We start from the raw sequence: 13,695 nt of genomic DNA on the forward strand, positions 1-13,695 counted from the left end.
GACAACCCGCGCTGCGCGCGATAGCCGAGCGTGGGCTCGGCTCTACAGGAACACGGCGGGCGGCCATACGCCGTCGGTGGGTGACGTGGCGCCGCCGACCTGTTAACTTGCGCGCCAATTTCGTGGTTTACAGCATTCCCGCATGTCGCTCTCGCCGTACCGCCCCACCCCGTCGCTGTTGTTCCTGGCCGTCTGCCTCGGCCTCGCTTCCACCGCCGCGGCCGCGCCGCAGGCCACCACGCTGGATGCCGTGCAGGTCACTGCTGCCGATGCCAGCGCGCAGGCGCGCGAGGCGTTGAAGCGCGTACCCGGCGCCAGCAACGTCATCGACGTGGCCAAGGCCGACAGCCGACTGTCCACCAGTGCGGATGTGCTGGCCTACCAACCGGGCATCAGCGCGCAGTCGCCGGGCAACGAGGGCACCAAGGTCTCGATCCGTGGCTCGGGCATCAACCGGGGCCCGGGCGCGCATGCCTCGGGCATTGCGGTGTCGATCGATGGCCTACCACTGACCGGCCCGGGCGGCACGCCCTACGAGCTGCTGGAACCGCTGTGGCTGTCGCGCGTGGAAGTCCTGCGCGGCGCCAACGGTTTCGAGCGTGGCGCGCTCGCGCTGGGCGGTGCCATCGACTACGTCAGCCGTAGCGGACGCGATTCGGCGGGCGTGCAACTGCATTACGAAGCCGGTAGCCGTGGCTACCAGAAGCGCGGCGTCAGCTGGGGCGGCGTGAGCGGCGATGTTGATTACTTCGTGGCCTACACCGATACCGAGTTCGACGGCTATCAGCGCCATGCGCGTGGCGACGGCAAGGGTGCGATGGCGAACGTCGGCTGGCAGATCACGCCCGACCTGCAGACGCGCTTCTTCGTGCGCTACCGCGAAACCAATCACGAAACACCCGGTCGCCTCACCCGCGATCAGATCCGCAACGATCCGCATGCCGCGAATGCAGCCAACCTGGCCATCGATGCGCGCCGCCCGCAGCCGGGCAGCACCTGGGTGGGGAACGTCACCACGCTGCAGCTCGATGAAGACTCCTCGTTGCAGGCTGGGCTGGTCTATCACACGTACCCGATGGACTTGAACGAGAGCCTGTATCGCCAGCAGCTGGACTACGCCAACCTCAACGCCACGCTGGACTACCGCCGCCGCCACCGGCTGTTCGGCCTGGACAGCGAAACCACGGTCGGCCTGCGCGTCACCCATGACCTGGATGCCGATGTGCGCGAGTCGCTGCGCTTTGCCAGCAACGGCTATGCCGCCGGCACGCGCACGCGTGACTTCCGCCACCATGGCACCGACAGCACGCTGCACGTCGGTAACACCCTCGCCTTCAACGACCGCCTGCGCATGCAGACCGCGCTGGCACTGATCAACACCCGCCGCGATGTGCAGGTGACCTGGCCAAGCAGCGGCGGCCGCCTGCGCGACCACGACTGGGACTACGCACCGCGACTGGGCTTCACCTGGCAACACAGCGCCCAGACCCAGTGGTTCGGCAACCTCAGCCGCTCGGTGGAGGCGCCGCACCCGTGGTCGATGATCTGGGGCTCGAACCAGTACTTCGGGCCGGGCAACGGGCCGTCCAGCGGCCGCCAGCGCGCGCCGCTGCCGATGCAGAACCAGACCGCCACCACGCTGGAAATGGGTGCGCGCGGTGATGCGGCGCTGGGTCGCTGGGAACTGACCGGCTACTACGCTCACGTGAACCACGAACTGCTGAGCGTCGAACTGCAACCGGTGCCGAACCTGTTCATCGCCGAGAACAATGCCAGCCCCACGGTTCACCGCGGCATTGAAGCCGGATTGGACAGCACGCTGTGGCAGGCAGCATCGGGCCGTCTGTCGCTGCGCCAGGCCTACACCTTCAGCGACTTCCGCTACCGCCACGATGCACGCTTCGGCAGCAACCGCCTGCCCGGCCTGCCCCGCCACGCGTATCAGGCCGAGCTGCGCTTCGATCACGCCTCGGGCCTGTACGCCGCGCTCAATACCGAATACGCCTCGCGCATTGCCGTGGACTACGCCAACAGTTACTGGGCTGACGACCATGTGATCTTCGGCAGCCGCATCGGCTTCGACGCACCCGGTGGCCGCTGGCAGGCCTGGGCGGAGATGCGCAACCTCGGCAATCGCCACTATGCCGCCACGGTCACGCCGGGCTATGACGATGCCGGCAGGGATGTGGCCCGTTCGACACCCGGCGAAGGCCGTGGCGTCTATGCAGGTGTGCGCTGGCGATTTGACTGATTCCCGCAGGCGGCGCCGGGTGTAATCCGGCGCCGTCGCTCCCCGGGGTCAGCCGATTCGCCAGACCGGCAGGCGCTCGCTGCGCTTCCAGATGGCAGGCGCAACGCAGATCAATACCAGTGCCGCCAACCACTTCGGTGAGGTATTGAGCACGGTCGAGGTGAGCGAGCCATCGACGGGGGCGGCCACTTCCTGCCACGGGTTGTAGCCCAGGTAGAGGATGCTGCCGGCCCACCACAGCAACGCTGCGCTGATACCGAGCAGCAGCAGGGCCAGGGTGCGACAGGTCCAGCGCTGCGAGGTGGTACCCCATTCCCGCGACGCCGCGACCAGCAGGCCCACCACCAGCAGCGACACCAGGGCCACCAGGCCGATATCGACCTTGTGCCCGATACGCTCGTAGGTGCAGGCGCGGCATCGCGCCTCTTCCGCGGCAGTGGCGGCTTCGGCGCCGTCGGCCTGCCCGGCTGCGGGCTGTGCCAGTGCAGCAAACGGCAACAACACCGCGAGCAACGTCACCATGATCCAACGAAACAACGTCCTGTTCCTGCGTGCAGCGACATCCATGCGCTTGTCCTTGTCAGGGTTGGTTGAAGCCGGGCCACGTTCCGGGGCCCCTGCGCCGATCATAGCGCAGGGCCGGGGAGGAACGAAAACCGCGAAGAGGGCCATGGGCGTTTCCGAACCGGCCAGAGCCACGATCAGCGCCATCTGCAGGCGTGGCCACCTGCGCCGCTGCAGGCGTCGGCGCGCGCACGGCTTCGCTGTCGCGGTTCATCGGCAATGCCAGTGGGCTGGATGAAAAGCGGCACGAGCGCTTCATGCAGCCGCCAGGGGGTGGGAGGCATGGCGGCCGGGAACTTCGGGAAGCTGGTGCTGCAGGCGGACATCCTTGCCGAGCACGCGTAGGTGGTGATGGCCGGCGTCTGGCGCGATGGTGATGATCTTCCGCTGACCTGCTGCGCGTCTCCCGCACGCGGATAGCCGGATCAAGGACGCGCCGCCGCCTTCAGCAACTGCGCGGCCACCTGGTCGAACGGGCCGATGTCCTGCAGCGCGCGGCACATCGCCACCGCCCCCTCCACGCTGGCGATCACCAGGCTGGCCAGCTCACCCGCCGCTGCCGGGGCATGGCCTTCGGCGGCGAACGCCGAGGCGAGGTGGCCGTGCCAGCGCGCGAACACCTCGGCGGCCGCGGCACGGGCTTGGCTGGGCGTCGCCTCCACGGGCTCCTCCACGGCAGCGGCCAGCACCGGGCAGCCGGCGCGGAATTCTGAGCGCAGCAGACGCTCGCGCCACATCGCCAGGAACTGCTGCAGGCCCTGCGCCGCCCCACCCTCCAGCAGCGCCACCAGCAGCGCCTCGACCTTGTCGCCGGCCATGTGGGTGGCGCGCGCCAGCAGCTCCTGCTTGCCGCCGGGAAAGTGGTGGTAGGTGGAGCCCAGCGGCGCGTCGGCCAGCTTGGTCACTTCACGGATGCTGGTGGCATTGAGACCCACCCGTGCCAGCATCTGTGCCGCAGCATCCATCACGCGTTGGGGCGCATCAGAGGGTCGCGGGCTCACGGCGGGCTCCTTGCTAAGACAGTCGTCATAGACTAGCGTACCGGCCGTTCTATAACAGTCGTCATAGCCATGAATCTCTGGTTCCGCCTGCTCCATCTGCTGCTGCGCAGCCTGTTCCGGCCGAAGCTGGAGGCCCCGTTCGGGGTCTCGCGGCTGCAGTTCCGGGTACTGCCCAACGATCTGGACAGCAACCTGCACATGACCAACGGCCGCTACTGGAACATCTTCGACCTGGGCCGGCTGGACCTGATCCTGCGCATGGGCCTGGGCCGGGTGGCGCTGCGCGAGAAGTGGGCACCGATCGTCGGTGCCGGCACCATCCAGTTCCGCCGCGAGCTCAAACCGTTCCAGCGCTTCACTCTGGAAACGCGCCTGGTGGGCTGGGTCGGCTCGCGCGGCATCATGGAGCAGCGCGTGCTGATCGGCGCCGAGCAGAAGATTGCCACCCGTGCACTGCTGGTCACCGGCATCTACGACCGTCGCGCTCGCCAGTTCCTGGGCATGCCGAAGATGATGGAAGCGATCGGCGTGGTCGCGCCGCCGTCGCCGCCGCTCAGTGCGGCCGCCGAGGCACTGCTGGCCGCCGATGCGGCGTTGAAGCAGGACGACGCCTGAGCCTCAGGGAGCCGCCACTGGCATCGTGCGCTGTCCGCGCGATACCACCTGGGTGCGCCCTCCCACGTGCAGCACGTATTCGAAGGACTGCCGCATGCGGCTGTACGCGCCACCCTCCGGTACGCCGTAGTTGGCGCCCACGCTGAGGGTATGCCGGCCCGGCGGCAACGGCTTGAGCATCACCCAGTAGCCGTCAGCGGCGGCCAGCCGTGAGTGTTCGTCATCGGCATCCATGCGGAAGCAGCCTTCGCTGCGGACCCGGTGCCTGCGCATGTCGCCCAATGGCTGGCCATCCAGCAGCACCACCGCGCTGATCAGGTAATCGTTGTTGACCGCCGCCCCGGCCTGCAGCTCCTTGCAGGACACACCCTCATCCATCTGGTAGTGCGCCATGTTGATGATCGGCAGCAACAGGTACTTGCCCGCCGGCACCACGCATTCGCGGTGTGGACGGAAACGGCCATTGGTGCCGGCCAGGTTCCAGACCGGTCCTTCCTGGCCCAGGTCACACACACGGCCATCCGGGTCGAGGTAAGGCGCGCCACCCTGGCCGTCGGCCCACCGCCACCAGCGGGCAGTCCATTTGGCCAATGAAACACCGGCCACGGGTTCACGCGTCAGCGGCGAAGGCGCCGCCGTGTCTGCACTGAACGCCGGCACGGCGGCCAGCAGCAAGGCCATCGTTGCGCCGCTGCGGCGCAGCCACCCCTGGAATCCCTTCCGCATCACCCACCCCATCGTCCCTGGCGGCCACGCTGCGTGGCCGGCTTCGGCGCCACTGTACCTTGGCGGGCTGGATCCTGTGCAGTGCGGGTGCTGTGCCTACTCCAGCGCCATTGCGCGCCTGATTGCCGCCTCCGCCAGCGGCGCCATCATTGCATAGCCCTTCGCGGTGGGATGCACGCCATCCGCGGCCAGCGGCGGATCGAGGCCACCGGCCACGTTGGCCATCGGCGCGTAGTAGTCCAGATAGACCAGATGCTGTGCATCGGCATAGCGCTTCAACGCGGAGTTCAATGCACGCACCTTGGGCGCAGGCGTGATCCCCGGCATCCAAGGGTACTCGCTGACCGGCAGCACCGACGCCAGCACCACGCGAATGCCGTGCGCGCGTGCCAGGTCCACCATCGCGTGCAGGTTGTCTTCGATCATCGCCTGCGTGGCCGGACCAGTGTTGCCGGCAATGTCGTTGGTACCGGCCAGGATCACCACCACCTGCGGCTTCAGGGCCAGCACGTCCTGTGGGAAACGCACCAGCATCTGCGCCGTGGTCTGCCCGCTGATGCCGCGGTTGAGCCACCCCTTGCCGGGGAAGAACGCGGCGCTGCCTTCCCTGCCCCAGCCTTCGGTGATCGAGTCACCGAAGAACACTACACGCGGTTGCCCCGGCACAGCGGGGGGCACGCGTGCGTTGGCGTCGCGATACCGCTGCAGCTGCGGCCAATCAGCCAGTCGCTGCTGCATGAAACGAATCTCGTCAGGTTGCAGCTGCGCTACCGGCTTGAGCAGCAACGGATTGACCGCGCTCGCTTCAGCGGCCACGGCCGGACCGGTCACGCCGATCCCCAGGGCAAGGGCGAACGTTCTGGCAAGCACGACAGGATTACGCATGCAGACTCTCCCGATTCACGCTGACAGTCTAGCGCTTCGACCTGCGATCAGCGTGCCGCTGAACGTGCCGCCACGCCGGTCACCTTGGCCGGCATCCACATGCCGGGCGTCCAGCCGCTGGCGGCCAGGATCGCCTTTGGATTGTCCTGCTGGATCAGCGCACGCACCGCATCGCGCTTGTCCCTGGCCTGCAGGTAATAGGCCTTGGCAATGCGGTAGCCCACCCAATAGCCCAGGTCATAGGGCTCCTGCGAACCCCGCTTGTAGTTGTACAGCCACGGCGACAGATCGGTGCTGTCCACATCCAGCGCAAAGGCGCTTTCAACATGGACCTCGCGGCCGCGCGTCCACGCGGCATGGCGACTGTTGCCGACGTTGCCGGAAATCAGCTCGGCGATGAACTCGGCGATGCCTTCGCCCAGCGACACCCGCAGCACCGTCGCGCGCGGGTCGCCCGGCTCGAAGTCGGTGAGGCCGGTCTGCTGGATATGGACGTACTCGTGCGCGATCACGTGCACGAACCGATCCTGCACATCGGGATTCATGAAATCCGCCGCGCACAGCGCTTCCAGGCCGATGATCACCCCGCTCTTCGAGGTCAACCCGACCGGCCGGCCACGGCCGACCGCGATGGTCACGGGCGGGAACGCGGCCTGCGGATAGATGGCCTGCAGGTTGCCAAACACCTGCACCAGGCGCTGCTTCACCGCTGGCAGCTCCGCCAGGCAACTGCGGCCGTGCGCATACACCTCGGGCTGGCTGGCCATGGCTTCGGCAATACGCTCGGGCGTCACCCGGCGCGCCTTTGCCAGTTCATCCAGGCCCGTACTGCCGTCGGCCAGGTAGCCGGCCAGCTGGGCGACACTGGGCCTGCCGCTAGTGCTGTCGTAGAGCGCGTAGAAGCGGCTGGCATCGGTGGTGAGGATCTGCGGCCCCGGCGGGGTATCCGCCTGTGCCATGCCGACCGCCCCGGCACAGGCCAGGACAAGCAGGCAACGCAGGAAACTGGACATCGCTCCGTCCTTGGTGGAGTGCATGCGAAGCGCGCAATCTACCACTCCGCCCGCGCCTCCGCAGCGGGCACATGCAGGCCCTGCGGGGCTGTGCCAGACTGACTCTGGCACCTGCCATGGATGATGGAGCACCGCACGATGATGATCGTTCCCGCGTACTGGGCCGAAGCCCGCCTGCAGGCCCGTTTTCGTGGCCGGCCGGTGGTCGTGCGCCGCTTCGGCTGGTCCGACGAGGGCCCTGCGGAGGCGCAGGCGCATGCCGACCGCCGCGCCAACGAGGCACTCAACGCGATCCTCGCCGGCCAGGTGCTGCCGCGACGCGAAATCCGCAGCAACTACGGCGTGGAGGGCGTACCGATCCGCGAGCAGATCGTGCAGCGCGATGGCGATGTCATCATCACCCGCAACAGCTACGGCGCACTGTGCCTCAACAGCCCCGACGTGCTGTTCGCCGATATCGATCATGCGCAGCCACCGGCCGGTTGCGTGATACCGGCGATCGTCGCTGCGGTCGTGCTGCTTGCCGGTGCGGTCATCGGCACCCTGCTCTGGCACTGGCTGGTGGGCCTGGTCCTGGGCGTAGCGGCAGTGCTGCTGGTCAACGCGGCAGTGCTGATGCGGCGGAAACAACGCCTGGCCGCCGCCGGCGGCGTTGAAGGACTTGCGTTGAAGCGCGTGGAGGCCTTCAGCGCACAGCACCCCGATTGGCACCTGCGCGCCTACCGCACGCCGGCCGGGCTGCGCGTGCTGGCGATGCATGCCACCTTCTCACCCGAAGACACGCTTCCGCAGGATTTCTTCAAGGTGCTGGGTACCGATCCGCTATACGCGCGCATGTGCCGATTGCAGCATTGCTTCCGTGCACGGCTGACACCGAAGCCGTGGCGCGTCGGTCTGCGTTATCGCATCCGGCCGCCAGTGGCCGCGTGGTCAGCCGAACAGGCCAACAACCCTGACCGGTTGGCCTGGATTGCCGACTATGAAAGGAAGAGTGCCGGCTTTGCCGCGTGCACCTACCTGCGCAGCTTCGGCGACACTGCCCGCGTGCATGCCAAGGCCGAGCATGTGCGTGACCTGCATGACCGGCTGTCACGCGCGCAGGACCGGTTACCGCTTGCCTGAGCGCAACGGGCGCGCTCAGTCCGCGCCCTGCACGAACGGCTGCCCGGCCAGAGTGGTGCCCAGCCGCACCGCGACCTCTTGACCGTCCTTTTTGAAAGTCGTCGTGCAGCGGGTTCCGCCCTTCTGGCATCCGACTTCCGGAAAGCCTTCGAGCGACTCAGGCGCGCCCTGAACCGGACTCGCCTGCCACCCTGCCGCATCCATCAGGCGCTTCGCCTTGGCGTAGGGCATGCCGGCGACGATGCCCAGTTGCGCCAGTTCTGTAGGCAATGCTTGAGAATAGGCCGTTGAGATCGAGGCCAACGACAGCACTGCAGCGAGGAAGATGGCTTTCATTGCACCGACCTGGAACGAGCACACAGCCTCAGCCTAGCCCATTTGCATGACGCAGGAATGTGCCGGTAACACGTCGTTACCGAGTCTCCACAGTTGAATGCAGAGCACCTCAATCCGTTTACAGGCGAACGCCAGCCGAGCACGGGCTCGGCTCTACAGGATGCAGGAAGGCCGCCCTGAGGCGGCCTTCCCGTTCCCTTACTTGGCGTTCTTCACGTAGGTATCGAACCAGTTCAGCATTTCCGCAACCAGCTGTTCGTTCGATTCCAGCGCGGTATACCAGTGCGGCTCATTCGGCAGCATCACCAGGCGGGTGGTACCGCCGTTGCCACGGATCGCCTGGTACAGCTTGCGCGACTGGAACGGCTCGGTGCCCGGGTTGGCGTCGTCCTCGCCGTGGACCAGCAGCAGCGGCAGCTTGATCTTGTCGGCATAGAAGAACGGCGAGGCCTTCAGGTAGACATCCTGCGCCTGCCACACCGAGCGACGCTCGTTCTGGAAGCCGAACGGGGTAAAGGTCTTGTTGTACGAACCGCTGGTCGCCACGCCAGCCTTGAACAGCGTTGTGTGCGCGATCAGGTTGGCGGTCATCAGGCCGCCGTGGCTGTGGCCGGTCACGCCGATGCGGTTGCGGTCGACCACGCCCATGTCCACCGCCTTGTCGACCGCCGCCTTGGCATCGGCTTCCAGCTGCTCCAGGTAGGTGTCGTAGGCGTTCTTCGGGTCACCCACGATCGGGAACGAGGCATTGTCGATGATCGCGTAGCCGGCCAGCAGCATCAGGCGGTACGGCTGCAGACGGGTAAAGGTCTGCTGCGAACCGGACACCTGCCCCGCCTGCGCGGCGTTGGCGAAGTCGGCCGGATAGGCGTACAGGATGGCCGGCACGCGCTGGCCTTCCTTGTAGCCCGGCGGCGTGTACAGCGTGAACGACAGGTCCACGCCGTCGGCGCGCTTGTAGGTCACCAGCTGCTTCTTGATCTGGCGCACTTCCGGGGTCGGGTCGATCAGTTTGGTCAGCGCGGTCGCGGTGGACGCGAACTGCGCCTCGCCGGCCTTCGCGTCGGCCACCGCCTCACCCTGCTGGCGGATGAAGGCATTCGGCGGATCGATCACCGACTGGTGCCAGGTCAGGTAGCGGCCCGGCGTGTTGCTGAAGCCGAGGAACTGCTCGTAGGCGTCGGCACTGCTGCGGAACAGGCGCTCGCTCTTCAGCGTGCCCAGGTCCAGACGGTCGAGGAACGGGCGGTCGCCCTGTGGCGACGCACCGCGGCCACTGAGGAACACATGGTTGCCCTCGCGGCGCACGACCTGCGCGCCATTCGCCAGGCGGGTGAACACCAGGTTGCCGGGGTTGGCGTACAGCTCGTCGCTGGACATGTCCCACAGCAGGCGGCCCTCCTGCTTCGGCTGGTCCACGTCGACGATGCGGGTCTGCATCCAGTGGCGGTTCTCGTCGTTCTCGTACTGGAACGCCACGGCCGGATCGGCGGTCCACGCGAAGCCTTCGAAGCGCTGTGCGGTACGGGTGATCTCGACCGGCTTGCCGTTGAACGGCGCCTTCAGCATCAGCACGCGATCGCGATGCGGCACGTTGACCTTCCAGTCGCCCTTGTCCAGCGCTTCGGCATAGACCAGGGTGGCCGGATCAGTGGCACGCCAGTCGAAACCACGCGGACCTTCCGGCACCCCATGCACCGGCACGCGGTCGGCCAGCGGCAGGCTGGCAATCGGCGCGCTGCGGCCATTGCTGATATCCAGCACGGCCACGTCATTGGCAAAACGCTGGTAGGTCACCGCGTGCGAATACGGTGCCTTGATCGATTCGGTCAGCACGTGCACGCCATCGGGTGCGGCACTGACCTCGTTGAACAGTGCCGGCTGGCCGACCGGACGCACGCTGTTGGCGGTGGTATCGACCACGGCCAGCTGCGACGCAGCGTAGTAGGCGAACAGCTTTTCGTCGTGCACGCTGGTCAGCGTGTCGCGGGCTTCGTAGGTACTGCTTTCGCCGCTGCTGCCCAGCGACTCCTGCGCGTCCGGGCCGGTCGGCACGCCGCCATTGGAGGGCGCCGGGCCCTGGTTGGCCGGCACCAGCTTCACCAGCAGGTTGCGGGTGCCGCCCAGCCACTGCACGGTGGAACCGAAGATCGGGTTCAGCTGCACGTTCGGCACCTGCTTCACCCGGCCGGTCGCCGCATCGCCCACCCACAACTGCACGCTGGTATCGACCGCGTTCTGGAACGCGAACTGGCTGCCATCGGCCGACCACAGCGCACCGGTGGCGCAGCCCTGCGGCAGGTTGACCTTGGTCTCCTTGCCAGTGCCGATGTCGACCAGGGTGAAGTCGGCCACGCAGGCCGGAATGCCATAGCCGCCGGGGGTGTCATGGCGGCTGCGGTTCTTGGGCTCCAGGCGCACGCCCGCCAGCTTCAGGTACGGCTGGGCAACGCGGCTGATCGATGGGTAGGTCTGCGCGGTGGTCAGCAACAGGCGCTGGCCGCCCGGAGCCACGTTCGGCGTCGGCGGCGGCGGTGCCTTCAGCACCTTGAGCAGGTGCTCCGGCGGCTTCGCGTAGTCGGCAAGCGCCGGGCCAGCGGCCAGCAGCCCGACGGTGGCAACGGCAACGGCCGCCGCCAGAGAGGTTCGACGGATCAGCATCCTTATCCCCCTGGGGTGTGAATGGGTACCCGGAATCGGGCATGAACCCGAATCTAGCACCGCAGGGGTTGTGGTGAATGGGCCGGAAGGGCTAGTGGCCGGATGGGGCAAAGTGCCACACCGGCAGGCGCCGGCCGCAGGCGCCTGCCAGGCATGGCCTGGCACTACTGCTGGGCATGCAGGTCCCAGGTGGCCAGATAGTCCGGGTCGACCACGATCATGCCGCTGCTGCGCATGCAGTACTCGCCCGGTTCGGCGGGGAGGTAGTGGTCGAGCATCGGCGGCAGATAGCGCTCATGGCCGTCATTCTCGTCCGCCAGCACTACGCCTTCGTCGGCGCTGATGCGCAGCACGGTACCGGCGTACTGCTCCAGCCCCTGCACCTGGCCGTCACCGCCATAGCGGGTGACGCCCACCAGCACCACCTTGCCGATCATTTCCTCGACCTTGGCATCGTCCAAGGGCGGCAGCATGGGAGTGAATTCATCGCTCATCGGTGCACCTCCGTAGCCTGCTGGACATCGTGGATGAGGTTTCCGCTTCGCAGTGCGGGCATCGCTGGCAGCGGGGCACCTGCCCTGCCTGGACTACCCGCATGGGGAGCGCCAGCACGCCCTGAACCCGAGGGTTCGTGACACCGATGCTGCCACCACGGACGGAACGGACAGGTGAAGGCCGAGCCCGCTCGATCGGGCCGCCGGGTTGCCCCTGCACCCACGCTAGAATGCGGGCATGCGCACCGTACATGCCCTCCGCTATATCACCCCGCTACGCGAAGGCGGCTCCCTGCCCGCCGTGGTCGAGACCGACGACGACGGCATGGCCGTGCTGAAGTTCCGCGGCGCCGGCCAGGGCCCGAAAGCACTGATTGCCGAACTGATCGCCGGCGAAATGGCACGCACGCTGGGCCTGCCGATTCCGGAAATCCTGTTCGTCGAGCTGGACCGCGAGTTCGCCCGCACCGAGCCTGATCCGGAGATCCAGGAACTGATCCGTGCCAGCGAAGGCCTGAACCTGGGCCTGGACTACCTGCCGGGTGCGATCAACTACGATCCGGCGGCGATGCCGGTGGACGCCGACCTGGCCTCGCGCATCGCCTGGTTCGATGCGTTCACCAGCAACGTGGATCGCACCACGCGCAATCCCAACCTGATGGTATGGCACCGCAAGCTGTACCTGATCGACCACGGCGCGGCGATGTACTTCCACCACGACTGGGCCAATGCCGGTGACGCCTGCGAGAAGCCGTTCGTGTTGATCCGCGACCATGTGCTGCTGCCGTTCGCCAGCCGTATCGCCGAGGTGGATGCAGAACTGGCTGCGCGCCTGACCGATGCCGAAATCGAGCGCATCGTCGGCCTGGTGCCGGACAGCTGGCTGGTGGACGAACCGGCGTTCGACAGCCCGCAGGACTATCGCCAGGGCTACATTTCCTATCTCAGGCACCGATTGAAAGTGCGTGCAGTGTTCGTGCAGGAGGCCATCCGTGCCCACGCTGCACACGTATGACTATGCGGTCATCCGCGTGGTACCGCGGGTGGAACGCGAGGAGTTCATCAACGTCGGAGTGATCGTCTCCTGCCCCGGCGCGCGCCATCTGGAAGCGGCCATCGAGATCGATCCCGGGCGCCTGCGCGCCTTCGCCCCGACGTTGGACCAGGAGGCATTGCAGCCGTGGCTGGATGCGATCGTGGCAATCTGCCGCGGCGATGCCAGCGCTGGGCCGATCGCGCAGCTGCCGGCGCGCGCACGGTTCCACTTCCTCACCGCCAAGCGCAGCTCGGTCGTGCAGATGTCGAGCACGCATGTGGGGCGCACTGCGAACCCGGCGGGTGTGGTGGAACACCTGATGACGAAGATGGTGCGGGTCCCGGCACCATCCGAGTGACATCGATCGGGTAGAGTCGACTGTTAGTCGACTAACGCGCGCAGCGTGGGCTCTTTGGCTGTGGCTGAGAAAGGCAGTCGACTAACAGTCGATTCTACCCAGTCGACTCTACCCGGTAGACGCCACCCGGCCGGTGCCATCACCATTCGCGCTCGCCTGCTGGCTCAAGCTCGTTCAACGGCCAGCGGCACCATCCATACGGATGCTCACCGATCTGCGCGGCAAGACCGGCTCGAACGGGATTTGCCAGAATGTAGCAAGCGTGCCTGCGCAGCGATGCATCACTGCGGATTGCATGATCGTAATAGCCTGCCTGCCAGATTGCACCCCGGCTCCCTCGCCGTCGGTTTATTAGAAAGCTGCTGCGCGCCTTGAAGCGCTGCACGCAGTAGCCCAGCGAATGACTACGAAGTTGAGCCAGCCAGTGAATGTGATCCGGCATGATGATCCAGGCAAGTGATGCAGTCAGGCCTTCCCGATCCATCGATCCGAGGAGCTGCATGGCAAGGTGGGCATTGGCAGGGCAATCGAATACGCGATAGCGATTCCGGCACACCATGGTGATGGTGTAGACATTGCCGGCGATGGATCGCCGGCCGGCAAGCAGTTGGGGACTTGGCATGAGTTCGAGAA

General features: G+C 66.8%; 14 protein-coding genes. 5 read left to right on the forward strand and 9 right to left on the reverse strand.

The window, feature by feature from the left end; all coding sequences use genetic code 11:
- The first annotated feature begins 142 nt into the window (after window positions 1-142).
- The gene (locus BLS66_RS00240; protein ID WP_074724838.1) at window positions 143-2,251 is read left to right on the forward strand and encodes a TonB-dependent receptor family protein; all 2,109 of its coding nucleotides are present in this window, start codon (window positions 143-145) and stop codon (window positions 2,249-2,251) included.
- A 48-nt stretch (window positions 2,252-2,299) separates the two neighbouring features.
- On the opposite strand, the gene BLS66_RS00245 is transcribed toward BLS66_RS00240, so the two are convergent.
- Both BLS66_RS00245 and BLS66_RS00250 read right to left on the reverse strand, forming a co-directional pair.
- On the reverse strand, window positions 2,300-2,962 hold the full coding sequence (locus tag BLS66_RS00245) for a hypothetical protein (RefSeq protein WP_244152934.1): 663 nt from the start codon (window positions 2,960-2,962) through the stop codon (window positions 2,300-2,302).
- 278 nt (window positions 2,963-3,240) lie between these two features.
- A complete protein-coding gene (locus BLS66_RS00250) occupies window positions 3,241-3,816 on the reverse strand; it encodes a TetR/AcrR family transcriptional regulator (RefSeq protein ID WP_074724839.1) in 576 nt (191 codons plus the stop codon).
- 69 nt (window positions 3,817-3,885) lie between these two features.
- On the opposite strand from BLS66_RS00250, the gene BLS66_RS00255 reads away from it, so the two are divergent.
- On the forward strand, window positions 3,886-4,431 hold the full coding sequence (locus BLS66_RS00255) for a thioesterase family protein (RefSeq protein WP_049469009.1): 546 nt from the start codon (window positions 3,886-3,888) through the stop codon (window positions 4,429-4,431).
- Between the two features lie 3 nt (window positions 4,432-4,434).
- Here BLS66_RS00255 and BLS66_RS00260 read toward each other — a convergent pair whose 3' ends face one another.
- The 3 genes from BLS66_RS00260 to BLS66_RS00270 form a co-directional block, all read right to left on the reverse strand.
- On the reverse strand, window positions 4,435-5,157 hold the full coding sequence (locus BLS66_RS00260; RefSeq protein WP_229301902.1) for a hypothetical protein: 723 nt from the start codon (window positions 5,155-5,157) through the stop codon (window positions 4,435-4,437).
- 96 nt (window positions 5,158-5,253) lie between these two features.
- Window positions 5,254-6,042, reverse strand: coding sequence for an SGNH/GDSL hydrolase family protein (locus BLS66_RS00265; protein ID WP_074724841.1), 789 nt, complete (start codon window positions 6,040-6,042; stop codon window positions 5,254-5,256).
- 47 nt (window positions 6,043-6,089) lie between these two features.
- A complete protein-coding gene (locus BLS66_RS00270) occupies window positions 6,090-7,055 on the reverse strand; it encodes a DUF2268 domain-containing putative Zn-dependent protease (RefSeq protein WP_074724842.1) in 966 nt (321 codons plus the stop codon).
- Between the two features lie 138 nt (window positions 7,056-7,193).
- On the opposite strand from BLS66_RS00270, the gene BLS66_RS00275 reads away from it, so the two are divergent.
- Entirely contained in the window at window positions 7,194-8,177 is a 984-nt protein-coding gene (locus tag BLS66_RS00275) for a hypothetical protein (RefSeq protein WP_074725071.1), read from the forward strand.
- A 15-nt stretch (window positions 8,178-8,192) separates the two neighbouring features.
- Here the strand turns inward: BLS66_RS00275 and BLS66_RS00280 are convergent, their stop codons facing one another.
- From BLS66_RS00280 to BLS66_RS00290, 3 genes are all read right to left on the reverse strand, one after another.
- Window positions 8,193-8,513, reverse strand: coding sequence for a hypothetical protein (locus BLS66_RS00280; protein WP_074724843.1), 321 nt, complete (start codon window positions 8,511-8,513; stop codon window positions 8,193-8,195).
- A gap of 198 nt (window positions 8,514-8,711) precedes the next feature.
- On the reverse strand, window positions 8,712-11,174 hold the full coding sequence (locus tag BLS66_RS00285) for a S9 family peptidase (protein ID WP_074724844.1): 2,463 nt from the start codon (window positions 11,172-11,174) through the stop codon (window positions 8,712-8,714).
- Window positions 11,175-11,338: 164 nt separating this feature from the next.
- A complete protein-coding gene (locus BLS66_RS00290; RefSeq protein ID WP_049465874.1) occupies window positions 11,339-11,668 on the reverse strand; it encodes a hypothetical protein in 330 nt (109 codons plus the stop codon).
- A 238-nt stretch (window positions 11,669-11,906) separates the two neighbouring features.
- Between BLS66_RS00290 and BLS66_RS00295 the strand changes: the two genes are divergently transcribed.
- Together BLS66_RS00295 and BLS66_RS00300 are read left to right on the forward strand one after the other, a co-directional pair.
- A complete protein-coding gene (locus BLS66_RS00295) occupies window positions 11,907-12,683 on the forward strand; it encodes a HipA family kinase (protein ID WP_074724845.1) in 777 nt (258 codons plus the stop codon).
- On the forward strand, window positions 12,661-13,062 hold the full coding sequence (locus tag BLS66_RS00300; RefSeq protein ID WP_074724846.1) for a DUF3037 domain-containing protein: 402 nt from the start codon (window positions 12,661-12,663) through the stop codon (window positions 13,060-13,062). The genes BLS66_RS00295 and BLS66_RS00300 overlap by 23 nt, the downstream gene beginning before the upstream one ends.
- Window positions 13,063-13,201: 139 nt before the next feature.
- Here BLS66_RS00300 and BLS66_RS00305 read toward each other — a convergent pair whose 3' ends face one another.
- Entirely contained in the window at window positions 13,202-13,684 is a 483-nt protein-coding gene (locus BLS66_RS00305) for an REP-associated tyrosine transposase (protein ID WP_074725072.1), read from the reverse strand.
- Window positions 13,685-13,695: the final 11 nt, after the last annotated feature.

The sequence above is a fragment of the Stenotrophomonas pavanii genome (assembly GCF_900101175.1).
Taxonomy (GTDB): Bacteria; Pseudomonadota; Gammaproteobacteria; order Xanthomonadales; family Xanthomonadaceae; genus Stenotrophomonas; species Stenotrophomonas pavanii.